Origin of the sequence: Vicingus serpentipes, assembly GCF_007993035.1 — a bacterium.
Taxonomy (GTDB): Bacteria; Bacteroidota; Bacteroidia; order Flavobacteriales_E; family Vicingaceae; genus Vicingus; species Vicingus serpentipes.
Window position 1 is genome coordinate 142,450 of the sequence record NZ_VOOS01000006.1, and the last position, 16,549, is coordinate 158,998.

Below are 16,549 nucleotides of genomic sequence, written 5' to 3' on the forward strand. Positions count from 1 at the left end.
TTTAAATAATGAATAAAATTTTACAAATAATACTTTGGATAATTACAATAGTTGCTATTGTGGTTGTATTAAGTTTTGTAAATAAAAGTCAAAAAAGTAGAGTCTTTGATGCAGAGCAAGTTCGAGTTAATATTGATTATGAAACAGAAAATAGATTTGTAGATGAAGATGGCGTAAAATCTTATGTATTTAATGTAAAAGATACAACGAATAAACTTCTAGGTGATTTTGATGTGTTGAATATAGAACAAAAAATTAGTGGGAATTCAGCAATTAAAGATGCACAAGTTTATAAAACGATTGATGGTAAAATAATTGTAAATGTTAAGCAAAGAAGACCAATTGCAAGGGTTTTTACTCGAAATGAAAGTTATTACATTGACGAATATGGCAGCTTGATGCCTTTATCAAATAATTATACCTCTAGGGTTGTTGTTATAAGTGGGATATTAAATGAACCTTTTGCTTCGAGGTATAAATTTAACTACCAAAATTTGCCAGATAGTTTATCATCAAAAACCTTGCTTGACGATTTGTTTATTTTGACTAACTATATAGATAAATCCTCGTTTTGGAAAGCCCAAATTGAACAAGTGTATGTTAATAAAGATTTGGATTTGGAGTTAATACCAAAGGTAGGAAATCATAAAATTGTATTAGGAGGCGTAGATAATTTAGATAATAAGTTTTCAAGACTTATGGTTTTTTATAAAAAAGCGCTTCCTAAAACAGGTTGGAATGAATATTCAGAAATAAACTTAAAGTTTAAAAACCAAATAGTGTGCACAAAAATTTATAATTAATATGGAATCCGAAGCTTCAGAAATAGTAGTTGGTTTAGATATTGGTACAACCAAAATAGTTGCCATTGTTGGTCGTAAAAACGAGCATGGTAAGCTTGATATACTAGGAATGGGTCGTTCAGAATCTATTGGTGTATCTAGAGGAGTGGTTTCTAATATTGATAAAACGGTTCAATCTATCAGATTAGCTGTAGAAGATGCTGAAAATAAATCTGGAGTTGAAATAAGAGTTGTAAATGTAGGTATAGCAGGTCAGCACATTAAAAGTTTACAACACAGAGGAATTAGAGTAAGACATAGTGTTGATGATGAGATTAGTCAGAATGACATTAATATGTTAATTGACGATATGTATAAACTGGTAATGTTGCCAGGTGAAGAAATTATACATGTTTTACCTCAAGAGTATATCATTGATAATGAACAAGGTATTAAAGACCCAATAGGGATGGCGGGAGTTCGCCTAGAAGCAAATTTCCATATTATTACTGGTCAAGTAGCAGCTGCAAAAAACATTTATAAATGTGTTCATAAAGCAGGTTTAGAGGTTGAAGATTTAATTCTTGAGCCGTTAGCTTCTTCAGAAGCAGTTTTAAGTCATGAAGAAAAAGAAGCTGGAGTTGTGCTAGTTGACATAGGTGGAGGGACAACAGATATCGCTATTTTTCAGGATGGAATAATTCGCCATACGGCTGTTATACCTTTTGGAGGAAACGTTATTACTGAAGATATAAAAGAAGGTTGTGGTATTATTAAAAACCAAGCAGAATTATTGAAAGTGAAGTTTGGTTCTACCTTGGCTAGCGAAAGTCAAGAAAATGAAATAGTATCTATACCAGGATTAAGGGGAAGACCTGCTAAAGAAATTTCGTTGAAAAACTTAGCAAATATTATACAAGCCAGAATGGAAGAAATAATAGAACACATCTATTATGAGATTAAAAATTCTGGTTATGAAAATAAATTGATTTGTGGTATTGTGGTAACTGGAGGTGGTTCTCAGTTGAAGCACATTACTCAATTAATGGAATATGTTACTGGAATGGATACTAGAATTGGTTATCCAAATGAGCATTTAGCTAAAGGTAACGAAGAGACGTTAACAAGTCCAATGTATGCAACAGGTGTTGGATTAGTGATAAAAGGATTTGAAACGTTAAAGCAAAAAACTGCTAGTAATACTGGCGAAGTTGTAAGTCATTCGAAAAAACAAAAAGGAAGCTTTTTTGACAAAATGTTAGGAGCAACACAAAAGTTTTTTGAAGACGGAGAAAATAATTAAGAATAAATTAAATAATAAATAAAAGCCCCAAATTATGAAATTTGATTTGCCAAAAGACCAAGCTTCTATCATTAAAGTGATAGGTGTAGGTGGTGGCGGTAGTAATGCCGTAAATCACATGTATAACCAAGGAATTACAGGTGTAGATTTTGTTATCTGTAATACCGATGCACAAGCATTAGAGTTAAGTCCAATACCTAATAAAATTCAGTTAGGAACAACTTTAACTGAAGGATTAGGAGCTGGAGCAAACCCTGAGGTTGGTAAAAATGCGGCTATCGAAGACATTGAGAATATAAAAGCTATTTTAGAAAACAACACTAAAATGGTATTCATTACTGCTGGTATGGGTGGAGGTACTGGAACTGGTGCAGCTCCTGTTATTGCTCAAACTGCTAGAGAAATGGGTATTTTAACGGTTGGTATTGTTACTATTCCTTTTTCTTTTGAAGGAAGAAGAAGAAAGCAACAAGCAGATGAAGGTTTACAAGCCTTAAGAGACAATGTGGATACAATGCTTGTTATTAATAATGATAAGTTAAGAATGATGCATGGTAACTTAAAAATGGGAGAAGCTTTTTCTAAAGCGGATGACATTTTAACTATTGCTGCAAAAGGAATAGCAGAAATTATTACAGTTGCTGGTTATATTAACGTGGATTTTGAAGATGTTAAAACCGTAATGAAAGATGGTGGAACTGCAATTATGGGTTCTGCTACTGCTGAAGGAGAAGAGAGAGCAATTAAGGCTGTTTCTAGTGCTTTAGCATCGCCGTTACTTAACGATAATGAAATTAAAGGGGCTAATTTCATCTTGTTAAATGTAACTTCTGGTGAGGATGAAATTACAATGGATGAAATTGATGAAATAACGGATTACATTCAAAATGAAGCTGGTTATACTGCAGAGCTAATTTGGGGTAACGGAACTGATGAATCTTTAGGTAATAGCATTTCGGTTACGGTAATAGCTACTGGTTTTGGTATATCTCAAAATGCAAATGTTGAATTTGGAGTTAAACCAGAGAAAATTGTTCACAGCCTAGAAAACGACAAACCAGTTGTTAATGAAGTGAAAGAAACTACTTCTGAAACAACAATAGAAAATTCAGTTGAAGAACCTTATTTAAAGCCAGCAGAAGTTCAGCCAACTTTAGGTTTTGATGAGGTAGATGAACCTACAAATGAAGTTGAAGAAACGGTTCAAAAAGTAGTATTTAGTTTAGAAGATGATATTACTGAAATAGAACAAAAAAGAGAAGAGTTTGTAAATGAAGTTGAAGAAGAAACGGTTGTGAATGAAATCACTTCATTTTCTTTAAATACAGAAGAGGAAGTTGAAGAAACTGTTAATGAATTAGAAGAAACTGTTAGTGAAATTAATGAGCTTGAAATTCCACAAGATACTTTTGAAGAAGAAGAAAAGTCAGCATCAACAATTGTATGGAATTTACATGATGAAATAGAAGAATCAGAAAATGCTAGAGCAGAAGAAAATAATGATCCTTTTGTTTTTGAAAACAAAGTTGAAGAAACTGCAGAGTCTGAAGCACCAGTTTATACTAATAGAATTCCAGATGAAGATCAATTAAAGCGTTCTCAAGAAAGAATTTTAAAGATAAAAGAGTTGGGCATGAAAATGAAAACTCCTTCAGGAATTAATGATTTAGAAAAAGAACCAGCTTATAAAAGACGTCAGATTTCTTTAGATTCTATTCCGCACTCTTCAGAAAATACAATATCAAGATTTAGTCTTTCTGATGATGAAGATGGAAAACCAAGATTAAAAGATGATAATTCTTTTTTACATGATAATGTAGATTGATTATCTATATAACAAATTTAAAAGTCGTTTCTTAGTATCTTTGAAACGACTTTTTTATTTTTAATAAATAATACCATAAAAAACTATGAGTTTAGCAAATCAAATTAACGCAGATATAAAGCAAGCCATGTTGGCGAAAGACAAGGATAAATTAGCCGCTTTAAGGGCAGTTAAGTCTGAAATACTATTAGAAGCTACTAAAGGTGGAGAAACTGAAGTATCAGATGATACAGCGTTGAAAATCATTCAAAAATTAGTAAAACAACGTAAAGATTCATCTTCGATTTATGTAGAGCAAGGAAGAGAAGATTTGGCTAAAGATGAATTGTTTCAAATTGAAGTGTTAAGTGTGTATTTACCAGCTCAAATGAGCGAGGATGAAGTTCGTAAGGCAGTGCAAGAAGTAATTGTACAAGTTGGAGCTGCCGGACCTCAAGACATGGGTAAAGTTATGGGCCCAGTTATGGGTAAACTGAACGGTAAGGCTGATGGTAAATTAATTTCTACTTTGGTAAAAGAAGAATTAAATAAATAGAAAAACATTATATTTTAAAAGGAAAGGGAAGCTATTGCTTCCCTTTTTTGTTAAAGTTTTACACAAACATTTTTTGGTTCAGTAAAGAAGTCAAGGGCTTCAAAACCACCTTCACGTCCAACACCCGAGCTTTTTACACCTCCAAAAGGAGTTCTTAAATCTCTCAATAGCCAACAGTTTATCCAAACAATACCAGCATGTATTTTTGCTGCCATATTATGTGCTTTGGTTATATCTTGTGTCCAAACAGTAGAGGCTAAACCATAAACTGTAGAGTTAGCCATCATTAATACTTCTTCTTCGGTATCAAAAGGCATAATAGTGGTTACTGGGCCAAATATTTCTTCTTGGTTGGTTCTGCAATTATAGCTTAAACCTTCAATTATCGTTGGAGCTAAATAGTAGCCATTTTCAAATTCACCTTCTAATTTTACTTGGTGTCCACCAACTAAAACTGTTCCGCCTTCTTCTTTTGCTAATTCAATATAACTCAATACTTTTTCCATGTGTGGTTTAGAAACCACTGCACCTAAATTAGAGTCTTCAGCCAAAGGGTTTCCAACCTTTAACTGTTTTGTTTTCTCAACAAAAGCATCTCTAAATTTATTGTAAATACCACGTTGCACAAAAATTCTAGATCCGCACAAGCATATTTGCCCTTGGTTGGCAAACGAAGAAAGTACGGTAGTTTTTAATGCTTTATCAAAATCACAATCATCAAAAATTATGTTCGGGTTTTTACCTCCCAATTCAAGCGATAACTTTTTAAACATTGTGCCTGCAGTGCTTATAATTTGCTTTCCGGTTACTGTTCCACCCGTAAACGATATTACAGGAATGTCAACATGCTCCGTAATGGCAGCACCAACCTTATGTCCTAACCCATGTACAATATTTAAAACACCTTTTGGCAAGCCTGCTTCAATACAAAGTTCAGAAAGTAAATAAGCTGTATAAGGTGTTACTTCTGATGGTTTTGCAACAACAGTATTCCCAGCAGCCAAAGCTGGTGCAATTTTCCAACTAAACAAATATAAGGGTAAATTCCAAGGAGAAATACATCCACAAACACCTATAGGTTCTCTTAAAGTGTAGTTAATTGCTGTTCCTTCCATCGAATGTGATTGGGAAGCATAATGTAAAATACCTGTTGCATAAAAATTAAAGTTAGCTGCTGCTCTAGGTATATCAACTGTTTTAGCCAATTTTAAAGGCTTTCCGTTGTCTTTCGATTCTGCTAAAGCCAATCGATCTAAATTATCTTCTATTAAACTTGCTAACTTTTGTAAAATTCTAGCTCGAGTTTCTTTTGGTGTTTTACTCCATTCAGGAAAAGCAGCTTTAGCAGCTTTTGTTGCTAATTCAACATCATCCTTATCAGAATCAGGAATTAACGAATAAATAGCTCCTGTAGAAGGATTGTAATTGTCAATATAATTTCCAGCAATTGGAGCAACCAATTCGCCATTAATGTAATTTTTAATCTTTTCCATTGCTTTATTTTGAGCTATAAAAGTAGCTAATTTTAAAATAAAAATGGAGTTCTTAAACATATATAGAAAATTATATGTAACTTTACATTTATAAATATAGATAACTATATATGATACAATTAGAAAAACTTGAAAACGCATCGGAAATGCTTAAGGCAATTGCCCACCCAATGCGAATAGCTATTGTGGATATGTTGGCTGATAATAAAAGTTTAACGGTTACTGAAATTCACGAAGCACTAAATATTGAGCAAGCTGTAGCTTCTCATCATTTAAGCATTATGAAAAATAAAGGAGTTTTAATTAGTGAGCGCAATGGAAAAAACAGTTATTACAAACTTAAACATCCAAGATTATCGCAAATTGTAAGTTGCATCGATAAGTGCCAACAATAAATTAATGGAAATAGTAGGTTACATATTAGCAGTTTTAATTGGTGTCTCCTCAGGATTGATTGGTGCTGGAGGATCTATCCTAGCAATTCCTATATTGGTTTACTTTATGGGAGTTGAGGCAGCAGTTACTGCTCCGGCTTACTCACTTTTTGTTGTAGGTTTTTCTAGTTTAATAGGAACAGTAATTAAATCAAGAAAGCAACAAGTTAATTTTAAAACAGCTTTGTTTTTTGGAATACCAACGATAATTTCAATCTTTTTAACCAGAAAATATTTAGTACCTCTTATTCCTGAGTCATTGTTTTTTATAGGAAATTTTGAAGTAACTAATCGTGTATTGATTTTAGGTGTTTTTTCGATTGTAATGATTGGTTCAGCTTTAATTATGATAAAAGGAAGAACGGAAATGGAGGAGTTAAATGTTCAGAAAAAGAATAGGGTTTTAAATTTTATTGGAGGATTAGGTATTGGTTCTTTAACAGGAATAGTAGGAGCAGGTGGTGGATTTATAATAATACCTGCTTTAACAAGGTTGAGTAATCTTAAAATGAAAATAGCAGTAGGTACTTCTTTAGCAATAATTGCAATGAATTCCTTTTTTGGTTTTTTGGGTAGTATAAACACTATTGAAATAGATTGGAAAGTATTATTACCATTTACAGGTTTAGCTGTTTTAGGAATTTTTATCGGTCAACTATTATCATCTAAAATTAATGGAAATCAATTAAAGAAAGGTTTTGGTTGGTTTGTCTTAATTATGGGAACATATATATTTATAAAAGAATTATTTTTTAATTAATAAAAAAGGAAAATTATGTACGTAGAACAATTATTTACAGGATGTTTAGCTGAGATGGCTTATTATATTGAATCTAATGGCGAAGCAGCTATAATAGATCCTTTAAGAGAAACAACTCCTTATACTGATATCGCTAACAGAAGAGGGGCAAAAATTAAGTACGTTTTTTTAACGCATTTTCATGCAGATTTTGTTTCGGGTCATTTAGATTTAGCTAAACAAACAGGAGCAACAATAGTTTTTGGTCCAAATGCTACTACTGAATTTGAAATACATTCAGGAAAGGATGGAGAAGAATTTCAATTAGGTGATATCAAGTTAAGATTGTTACACACGCCAGGACATACAATGGAGTCTTCATCTTATCTGTTGGTTGATGCTGCAGGAGAAACTCCTTATGTGTTTACAGGTGATGCTTTATTTATTGGAGATGTAGGTAGACCAGATTTAGCTGTTAAATCTGATTTAACAGAAGCAGATTTAGCAGGTCATTTATTTGATTCATTAAGAAATAAATTAATGGTATTGCCAGATGAAACGATAGTTTATCCAGCTCATGGGGCAGGCTCGGCTTGTGGAAAAAACATGAGTAAAGAAACTTATGATACGCTAGGTCATCAAAAAGAAACCAATTATGCGTTAAGAGCTAACATGACTAAAGAAGAATTTATTAAAGAAGTTACAACTGGCTTGGTTGCTCCTCCTCAATATTTCCCTAAAAATGTGGGGATGAATAAAGGAGTTAATAAAAGTTATGACAATATTCTAAAAGACGCAAACAGACCTTTAACGGTTGCTGAATTTAAGCAAATTAGGGAGTCTGAAAATGCGTTGGTAATGGATGTTCGTCATCATCATAATTTTATTAAAGAACACATTAAAGGGTCATTGTTTTTTGGATTAGATGGTGGTTTTGCTCCTTGGGTTGGAACTTTAATAGAAGATTTAAATACTCCAATCTTATTGGTTGTTCCTGAAGGTAGAGAAGAAGAAGCTATTACACGTTTATCTAGGGTAGGATATGATAATGTAAAAGGATTTTTAAATGGAGGAATAAAAGCATGGGAACAAGCTGGAGAAGAAGTAGATGCTTTAATGAATATGACACCACAAGAATTTGCTGAGAGTATTACAAATCATAATGTAGATATTTTAGATGTTAGAAAAGAATCTGAGTTTTATTCTGAGCACATTGTAAATGATAAAGTTGTAAACTCTTGTTTAGATAGAATAATGACTGGATATAAAAACTTAGATAAAGATAAAGAGTATTATGTGCATTGTGCTGGTGGTTACCGTTCAGTTATTGCAATTTCAATATTAAAAAATTTAGGATTTAAAGGCTTAGTAAATGTTGATGAAGGTTTTGCAGGTATAAAAAAATGTGAAAATATTCAAACATCAGCATATGTTTGCCCAACAACAATGTTATAAAAATTAAAACAAGAACAAATGAGTTACGAAAATGTAAATTTAAAAGAAGCAACAATTATTGATGTAAGAACACCAGGAGAGTTTGCTATGGGTTGTGTTGAAGGGTCAACTAATATTCCTTTAGACCAAGTTCCTCATAAAATTGAAGAATTTAAAAACATGAAAAAACCTTTAGTTTTATGTTGTGCCTCTGGAGGAAGAAGTGGTCAGGCAGTTCAGTTTTTAGAAGCAAATGGAGTGGATGATATATATAACGGTGGTGGTTGGAATATGGTGGCAATGAGAATGATTTAAAAAAATAGATTGATGTTAGAGGTCGAAGGCAAATCTTTCGACTTCTAACTATAAATTTGAATAACCGTAAAAATAAACTATAAAATAAAAATGAGTTTTTTAAGAAAATTATTTGGCTTAGGGCCAAAAGTTAATCATCACGAGTTAATTGCAAATGGAGCAGTTTTAATTGATGTTAGAACTCCTGCTGAATTTTCAGCAGGCAATGCAAAAGGATCTAAAAATATTCCTTTAGACACAATAGGGAGTAAAGTGAAAAAAATTGAACAACTAAAAAAACCTGTTGTATTGATTTGTCGTTCAGGAATGAGAAGTGGCCAAGCTACAGCTATTTTAAAAAGAAATGGAATTGAAGCTTACAATGGAGGACCGTGGAATAATTTTGCCTAAAAAATAAATATGAAATTTATTTCATATATAAAAAACTATATGTAATTTTGTTTTAAATTATGGCACTAGAAATTATAGAAACAGAAAAATTAGAAAAGGTGGCTTTTATCCTTAAAACGATAGGCCATCCTGTTCGTTTAGCTATTATCAATCGGTTGGCTATTAATGAACAAATGTCTGTAAACGATATTTGTGAAACTCTTCATCTTGAACAGTCTTTGGTGTCACACCATTTAAACACAATGAAACTTAAAGGTATTTTAACTTGCTCAAAGGAGGGTACAAGTAGGTATTATTCGGTTGCTTTGGAAGAAGTGCTGACCGTAATTGGGTGTATGGAAAAATGTAAATTATAAACTTTTTATTTATCATTAAATATGAAAATAACAACATATATAAATATAGCTATTGGTTTTACATTAGTTTTATCTAGTAGTAATTCTTTTGCCCAAGAAGCGGTTGAATTAACACTAGAACAAGCCGTAAATCAAGCTATAAAAAACAATTGGCAAGTTAAAAAGACAGAAGCCAAATTAGGGATGGCTAAGTCTGAATTAATGCAAGCAAATGGAGCATTTTTACCAAATATTAATGTTTCTGAAACTTACATTAATACAACTGACCCTTTAAATGTATTTGGTTTTAGATTAAAACAAGCAATTGTAACCAATGCTGACTTTAATCCAGCGTTATTAAATGACCCTGATGCATTTGATAATTTTACAACTAGAATTCAGGTAGAACAACCCCTATTAAATTTTGATGCTTTTGTGGGTAGAAGTGCAGCTTCTGCAAATGTAAAAGCAACAGAGTTAAACTTACAGTGGACTAAAAACTTGATATCACTAAAAGCAAAATACTTATACTTTCAGTTACAACTAGCAAATAAGCAAAAAGAAGTATTACAACTTTCTTCTAAAGCATTAGCAGAAGGATTAACAATCACAGAAAACTTTTATGAGCAAAACTTAATTCAAAAAGTGGATTTGCTAGATATGCAGTTGAGAATTAGTGAAATAGAAAGTCATTTGCTAGCAACCGAAACTCAAATAAGCAATGTAAACACTCAGTTCGCTCATTTTTTAGGCTACCCCTCAGCAACACAGTTATCACTTTCTGATGAGGTTCAAAGCTTTACTGAAGTTAATTTAACTGAACTAGGTGTTGCAAATATTGCAGATCGCTCAGATATGAAAGCGATGTCGTTGCAATTGCAAGCTAGCAATCGCATGCTAAATAGCGCAAAATTTAAATTTTTACCTCGCTTAAATGCTTTTGGTAGTTATGAGTTTAATGATGATAAAGTATTTGGAACAAACGCAAATAATTACATGCTTGGAGCAAGATTAGAATGGGACATTTTTAAAGGAGGAAGAAATTTAGGCGAATGGCAAAAAATGAAACATCAAAAAAACATGATGCAGTTGAATTATGATGAAAAACTTTCGGAGAGCGAAAGAGAATTGACACAAGTAAGAAATCAATTGAGAGTAGCAAAAAAACAAGTGGAATTAGCAGCGCTAACTGTTGCTCAGGCCGAAGAATCATTTCGATTAAAATCGGATAGATATGAACAAGGGCTAGAAAAAACAGCAGATGTTTTAAAAGCGGAAGCTGTATTATTCTCAAAAAAAATAAACGAATTACAAATAATTAATAACTATCAACAACTGGTTTTCAATTTAGAACTTTTGTTAGAAAAAGAAATCTCAAAATAAATAAAATCCAAATCGATGAAAAAAAATAAGCTATATCTAATCTTACCAGCAATTGCATTATTTGCTTGGTCGTGTGGTGATGAAGAACAAGTAACACCAAAACAACAATCGGTGGATGTTGTAACCGAAACCATAAAATATACCGAAATGGTTGGAGAACATCGTTTTTCGGGCATTGTAAAAGCAGATGATAAATTGATGCTTAGTACAAAAATATTTGGGCAAGTTGATGTTGTTTTGGTAAAAGAGGGTGAAAAAATTAGTAAAGGGCAGTTGTTGATTAAAATTAAAAGCAACGATTTAGCAGCTAAACAAAATACTGCTAGCTCTGGTGTCCAAGCAGCTAAAACAAATATGGAAAATACCATTAAAAACTACGACAGAATTAAAGCATTACTTGAAAAAGGAAGCGCTACTCAAAAAGAGATGGAGGATATGACTGCCGCTAAAGAAGCTGCGATTGCTCAATATAAAGAAGCGCAACATCAATTAGCGGAGATTAATGACTATTTGAGTTATGCTAATCTTACCTCTCCAATTAATGGGTTTGTGGCTAAAAAAATGGTAAATGTTGGTGATATGGCAAATCCAGGACAGCCTATTTTAGCTTTAGAATCTATGGAAGAATTAAAAATTGAAGCAGACATTCCTGCTTTTGAAATAGGTCAGTTTGAAGTAAACGATTCTATTAAAATAACAGTTGCTGATGCTGGTTTAACTGAAATGAACGGTGTGGTAGAACGAATTATTCCTTCAGCTACTTTTTCTGGACAATATAAAGCGGTAATAGCTTTAGGCCAACAAAACAAAAGCTTAAAACCAGGGATGTTTGCCAGAATTAACTTGTTAAAAAACAAAGAGAATAAATTGTTAATCCCTAAAAGTAGCATTATCAATAAAGGGCAGTTAACAGGTATTTACACAGTAAATCAACAAGGAGAGGCAATGTTAAGATGGATAAGGTTAGGAAAAGAATATGGCAACAATGTTGAGGTTTTATCAGGTTTAACCATTAATGAACAAATCATCACATCATCGCAATCAAAAATAACTGACGGAATTAACGTTAAAACGAAATAATTATGAGCGGAATAGCAGGAAATATTGCCAAACAATTCATTAATTCAAAGCTTACGCCTTTGTTAATGATAGTGTTTATGGCTGTAGGAATATATAGTGCTTTACTAACTCCAAAAGAAGAAGAGCCTCAAATTGATGTGCCTATAGCAGATATCTTTTTTCAATATCCGGGAGCAAGTGCAACCGAAGTTGAATCGAGAGTTGTAAAACCAATCGAAAAAATATTGTCTGACATACAAGGGGTTGAATATGTTTATTCTCAATCTTTAGAAGGACAAGCTTTTTTGGTGGTTCGATATTATGTAGGTGATGATATTGAGAAAAGTATTGTAAAATTATACAATGAGCTTCAAAAAAACATGGATAAAATGCCAGCAGGCGTTAGTATGCCTTTAGTTAAAACTAGAGCTATAGATGATGTGCCAGCTTTAGGATTAACCTTGTGGAGTGATAAATATAACGATTTTGAGATTAAAAGAATTGCTGAAGAGTTAACAGCTGAAATAGAAAAAGTAGGAGATGTTAGTGCAACTAAATTGTATGGAGGAAGAAGTAGAGAGTTACAGGTAGTATTAAATCAAGAAGCAATGTCGGCTTATCATCTTGATCCAGAAATGGTGATGGGTTCAATTTATGTCGCAAATCAGCAACAACAATCTGGAGCTTTCAATCAAAATGACCAAGAGTTTTTAGTGGAAACAGGTAAGTTTTTAAAAAATGCTGACGATTTAGAGAATTTGGTTGTTGGAATAGTTAATCAGGCACCAATTTATTTAAAGCAAATTGCTAAAGTTATTGATGGCCCTGAAATACCAACAGAATATGTGACATTTGGATTAAGTGAGCAGCAAGCTGAAAAAATTGAAGGTTCAACTAAAGAGTTTCCAGCAGTTACAATTTCTGTAGCAAAAAGAAAAGGAGCCGATGCTATGCAAATAGCAGATAAAGTAATTGATAAAGTAGAGAAGTTAAAAACAGATTTAATTCCTTCTGATGTGCATGTTGAGGTAACTAGAAATTATGGAGAAACAGCATCGCATAAAGTAGGAGAATTAATTTTACACTTAGCCACGGCAATTTTATCTGTAGCAATAATTGTTATGCTTTCTATGGGTTGGAGAGGTGGACTAGTGGTGTTTTTATCTGTGCCGATTACATTTTCATTAACCTTATTTGTGTATTATGTTTTTGGCTATACGCTAAATAGAATTACCCTTTTTGCATTAGTATTTGTTACGGGTATAGTAGTTGATGACTCTATTATTATTGCTGAAAATATGCACCGCCATTTTAAAATGAAAAAGAAACCTTTTATGCAGGCGGCAATAGCTTCTATTAATGAAGTAGGTAATCCAACAATTTTAGCAACATTTACTGTTATAGCATCTGTTCTACCAATGATAGCAGTGTCTGGTTTAATGGGGCCTTACATGAGTCCGATGCCAATTGGAGCATCTGTTGCTATGTTTGTTTCTTTAATTGTGGCACTTACTATTACTCCTTGGTTGGCTTATCGTTTATTAAAAAACGATAAACATGAGGAAAAAGAGTTTGTGTTAGAAGACACATGGATTTACAAATCATATAACAAATTAATGCAGCCAATGATTGAACATCCCAAAAAAAGATGGGCTTTTATTGGAATTACTTCAGTTTTGTTATTGGCATCAATGTCGTTAGTTTATTTCAAATTGGTAGCGGTAAAAATGTTGCCTTTTGATAATAAAAATGAGTTTCAAATTGTAATAGATATGCCAGAAGGAACTACGCTAGAAAGAACAGCAGTAGTAACTAAAGAAATAGCAGCTTATCTTAAAAAGCAACCTGAAGTTGTTAATTATCAATCATATATTGGAACAGCAGCACCAATTAATTTTAACGGATTAGTTCGTCATTACGATATGCGTAGCGATAATAATATGGCTGACATTCAGGTTAACCTTTTGGATAAAGGAGATAGGAGTGTTCAAAGTCATGATATAGCTAAACGATTAAGGCCAGAAGTTCAAAAAATTGGAGCAAAATACAATGCAAATGTTAAGGTGGTTGAAGTTCCGCCAGGACCTCCAGTTATAGCAACAGTGGTTGCTGAAATTTATGGTGATGACATTAAGGAGCAAGAACGTATTGCTCTTGAAGTCAAAGAAATGTTAAAAGGGATAAACGATGTGGTGGATGTAGATTGGATGACAGAAGACGACCAAATTGAATATAATTTCAATGTAGATAAAGAAAAAGCAATGTTGGCTGGTATTTCAGTTCAGAAAGTAAACAGTATTTTAAATACTGCTTTAGCAGGGAAAACAGTTTCTTTTTTACGCAATGAAAAAGAGGTTGAAGCAACACCAATTACGTTAAGATTAAATGAGGAAGAGCGATCATCTGTAGAGGATTTGAAAAAAATAACAATTCTATCTCAATCAGGAAAAATGGTTGCGATTGGAGATATTGTTATTGTTGAAGAAAAACTAAAAGATAAAAGTATTTTCAGAAAAAATCAGAAACGAGTAGTTTATGTTACAGCTGATATAGCAGGTGAGCTAGAGAGTCCAGTATATGCAATTATGGATGCTTCCGAAAAACTAAAAGAAATTAAAGTTCCTGAAGGCTATGAGTTAAACGAATATTTTTCAGGCCAACCATTTATGGAGCAAGATTATAGTGTGAAGTGGGATGGGGAATGGCAAATTACCTATGAAGTATTTAGAGATTTAGGAAGTGCTTTTGCAGTTGTTTTAGTTATCATTTACATCTTAATTGTAGGTTGGTTTCAAGACTTTAAAGCTCCTGTTGTGATGATGGTTGCAATACCACTTTCGTTGGTTGGAGTTTTGGTAGGTCACTGGATGTTAGGCGCATTTTTTACTGCAACTTCTATGATTGGGGTAATTGCCTTAGCTGGAATTATGGTTCGGAACTCCATACTCTTAGTCGATTTTATTGAGTTAAGATTGGAAGAAGGAATACCATTAAAACAAGCAGTAATTGAAGCAGGAGCAGTTCGTACTACACCAATTTTATTAACTGCAGGAACAGTAGTAATTGGAGCTTTCATTATTCTTTTTGATCCAATTTTTCAAGGGCTAGCCATCTCATTAATGGGAGGGTCGATTACGGCAACCTTTTTAACCTTAATTATAGTGCCTTTAGTGTATTATATGACAGAAAAACATAAACATTAAACTTTAAAATTATGAAATTGATAATCGTTTTAGGGATGGTTGAACATGAAAAAGAAATAGCCAAAATGTTTAAAGAATCAAACATTCCCATTTATAGTAAGGTAGATATTGAAGGCATTAAATCAGGTCACAAGCAAGTCGATTTAAGTAATTGGTTTGGAAGTGATGAAGACACAGACTTGTCTATTATGTTTTTTGCTTTTATTGCCAATGGAAATGCAGAAGAATTATATCAAAAAGTAGAAGTATTTAATGCGAATGAAGATAGAATTGCGCCATTACATGCTTTTCAATTACCAGTAGAAAAATTTATATAAACTTAAAATATTAAGAAAATGAAAGAAAGAATGATAAAAGGAATAGCTGGAACTATTATACTAATAGGATTGGCTTTGGGATATTTTGTAAATGAGTATTTTTATTTAATCAATGCATTTGTAGGCCTTAATTTATTACAAACATCATTTACAAAATGGTGTTTATTAGGGGATATTTTAGGTGGTTGTGGTGTGAAAGATTAAATAAATGAAAAGCTGGTTTATTAAAAAGAATGTTCCTATAATGCTTACCTTTGTTGGAGCTATACTTGGTTACTGTTATTGGTATTTTGTAGGTTGTGAAAGTGGTACTTGTGCAATTACTTCGATATGGTATCGGACAACAATTTACGGAGCTATAATGGGGTGGCTAGTTGGCGATATGATTAAAGATAAACTTAAAAAGAAATCAAATGAAAACTAAGTTTTTTTACATGTTACTAATACTAGGGTTGTTTGCTTGTAATAATGTAAGTGAACAACAAATAGGTGAAGAAGTACAAGGAATAATAGTAAAGACTGATAAAGAATATCTTGAAGAAGGTAAAATGATTGCAGAAAGTACATTTAAAGTGTTGAGTTCAAATTTACAACAAGCAATGGCTGAAGGAGGAATAGAAAATGCCTTAAGTTATTGTAATGTAAATGCTATGCCTTTAACTGACTCATTATCTAAACATTATAATGTGGCCATAAAAAGAGTGAGTGATAAAGCTAGAAATCAATTAAACTTAGCCTCTAAGAATGAGCAAAAAATTATTGATAATTATTTAGCTAGCACAGAAAATAGAAAGCCAGTTTTAGAGCAAAATGAAAATGGTAAAATAACTTTTTATGCTCCAATTGTTGCTAAGGCGTTATGTTTAAACTGTCATGGAATAGAGGGCGAAATCTTGTCGTCTGAAAATAATGAAAAAATAAAATTATTGTACCCAGAAGATAAAGCAATAGGATATAGTGAGGGTGATTTAAGAGGTGTCTGGAGTATAATGTTTAACTGAT

18 protein-coding genes are annotated in these 16,549 nt (G+C 32.5%); 17 read left to right on the plus strand and 1 reads right to left on the minus strand.

Going from position 1 to position 16,549, the window contains the following annotated elements:
• The first annotated feature begins 8 nt into the window (after positions 1-8).
• The 4 genes from FRY74_RS12040 to FRY74_RS12055 all read left to right on the plus strand — a co-directional run bounded on the left by FRY74_RS12040 (position 9) and on the right by FRY74_RS12055 (position 4,445).
• On the plus strand, positions 9-803 hold the full coding sequence (locus FRY74_RS12040; protein ID WP_147101940.1) for a cell division protein FtsQ/DivIB: 795 nt from the start codon (positions 9-11) through the stop codon (positions 801-803).
• 1 nt (position 804) lies between these two features.
• Positions 805-2,085: a cell division protein FtsA gene (ftsA, locus tag FRY74_RS12045; RefSeq protein WP_147101942.1), complete on the plus strand. Its 1,281-nt coding sequence runs from the start codon at positions 805-807 to the stop codon at positions 2,083-2,085.
• A gap of 34 nt (positions 2,086-2,119) precedes the next feature.
• Positions 2,120-3,910 carry a cell division protein FtsZ gene (gene ftsZ, locus FRY74_RS12050; RefSeq protein WP_147101945.1) on the plus strand — a complete coding sequence of 597 codons (1,791 nt, stop codon included), beginning with the start codon at positions 2,120-2,122 and terminating at the stop codon, positions 3,908-3,910.
• Positions 3,911-3,995: 85 nt separating this feature from the next.
• The gene (locus tag FRY74_RS12055; RefSeq protein WP_147101946.1) at positions 3,996-4,445 is read left to right on the plus strand and encodes a GatB/YqeY domain-containing protein; all 450 of its coding nucleotides are present in this window, start codon (positions 3,996-3,998) and stop codon (positions 4,443-4,445) included.
• Positions 4,446-4,495: 50 nt separating this feature from the next.
• Here the strand turns inward: FRY74_RS12055 and FRY74_RS12060 are convergent, their stop codons facing one another.
• Positions 4,496-5,938 carry an aldehyde dehydrogenase gene (locus FRY74_RS12060; RefSeq protein ID WP_147101947.1) on the minus strand — a complete coding sequence of 481 codons (1,443 nt, stop codon included), beginning with the start codon at positions 5,936-5,938 and terminating at the stop codon, positions 4,496-4,498.
• Between the two features lie 110 nt (positions 5,939-6,048).
• Between FRY74_RS12060 and FRY74_RS12065 the strand changes: the two genes are divergently transcribed.
• The 13 genes from FRY74_RS12065 (at position 6,049) to FRY74_RS12125 (ending at position 16,548) form a co-directional block, all read left to right on the plus strand.
• On the plus strand, positions 6,049-6,333 hold the full coding sequence (locus tag FRY74_RS12065; RefSeq protein WP_147101949.1) for an ArsR/SmtB family transcription factor: 285 nt from the start codon (positions 6,049-6,051) through the stop codon (positions 6,331-6,333).
• A 4-nt stretch (positions 6,334-6,337) separates the two neighbouring features.
• Positions 6,338-7,132 (plus strand): sulfite exporter TauE/SafE family protein, encoded by a 795-nt coding sequence (locus tag FRY74_RS12070; RefSeq protein ID WP_147101950.1) that lies wholly within the window; start codon positions 6,338-6,340, stop codon positions 7,130-7,132.
• 15 nt (positions 7,133-7,147) lie between these two features.
• The gene (locus FRY74_RS12075) at positions 7,148-8,566 is read left to right on the plus strand and encodes an MBL fold metallo-hydrolase (RefSeq protein WP_147101952.1); all 1,419 of its coding nucleotides are present in this window, start codon (positions 7,148-7,150) and stop codon (positions 8,564-8,566) included.
• A gap of 18 nt (positions 8,567-8,584) precedes the next feature.
• Positions 8,585-8,860: a rhodanese-like domain-containing protein gene (locus FRY74_RS12080; RefSeq protein WP_147101954.1), complete on the plus strand. Its 276-nt coding sequence runs from the start codon at positions 8,585-8,587 to the stop codon at positions 8,858-8,860.
• Positions 8,861-8,950: 90 nt separating this feature from the next.
• Positions 8,951-9,250 (plus strand): rhodanese-like domain-containing protein, encoded by a 300-nt coding sequence (locus FRY74_RS12085; RefSeq protein WP_147101955.1) that lies wholly within the window; start codon positions 8,951-8,953, stop codon positions 9,248-9,250.
• A 59-nt stretch (positions 9,251-9,309) separates the two neighbouring features.
• A complete protein-coding gene (locus tag FRY74_RS12090; protein WP_147101957.1) occupies positions 9,310-9,606 on the plus strand; it encodes an ArsR/SmtB family transcription factor in 297 nt (98 codons plus the stop codon).
• A gap of 21 nt (positions 9,607-9,627) precedes the next feature.
• A complete protein-coding gene (locus FRY74_RS12095; protein WP_147101958.1) occupies positions 9,628-10,968 on the plus strand; it encodes a TolC family protein in 1,341 nt (446 codons plus the stop codon).
• A 15-nt stretch (positions 10,969-10,983) separates the two neighbouring features.
• The gene (locus FRY74_RS12100) at positions 10,984-12,048 is read left to right on the plus strand and encodes an efflux RND transporter periplasmic adaptor subunit (RefSeq protein WP_147101960.1); all 1,065 of its coding nucleotides are present in this window, start codon (positions 10,984-10,986) and stop codon (positions 12,046-12,048) included.
• Entirely contained in the window at positions 12,048-15,230 is a 3,183-nt protein-coding gene (locus FRY74_RS12105) for an efflux RND transporter permease subunit (protein WP_147101961.1), read from the plus strand. The genes FRY74_RS12100 and FRY74_RS12105 overlap by 1 nt, the downstream gene beginning before the upstream one ends.
• A gap of 11 nt (positions 15,231-15,241) precedes the next feature.
• Positions 15,242-15,547, plus strand: coding sequence for a hypothetical protein (locus FRY74_RS12110; RefSeq protein WP_147101963.1), 306 nt, complete (start codon positions 15,242-15,244; stop codon positions 15,545-15,547).
• Positions 15,548-15,565: 18 nt separating this feature from the next.
• Positions 15,566-15,751 carry a YgaP family membrane protein gene (locus FRY74_RS12115; protein ID WP_147101965.1) on the plus strand — a complete coding sequence of 62 codons (186 nt, stop codon included), beginning with the start codon at positions 15,566-15,568 and terminating at the stop codon, positions 15,749-15,751.
• Between the two features lie 4 nt (positions 15,752-15,755).
• Positions 15,756-15,971: a DUF6132 family protein gene (locus FRY74_RS12120; protein ID WP_147101967.1), complete on the plus strand. Its 216-nt coding sequence runs from the start codon at positions 15,756-15,758 to the stop codon at positions 15,969-15,971.
• On the plus strand, positions 15,961-16,548 hold the full coding sequence (locus FRY74_RS12125) for a Tll0287-like domain-containing protein (RefSeq protein ID WP_147101969.1): 588 nt from the start codon (positions 15,961-15,963) through the stop codon (positions 16,546-16,548). The genes FRY74_RS12120 and FRY74_RS12125 overlap by 11 nt, the downstream gene beginning before the upstream one ends.
• Position 16,549: the final 1 nt, after the last annotated feature.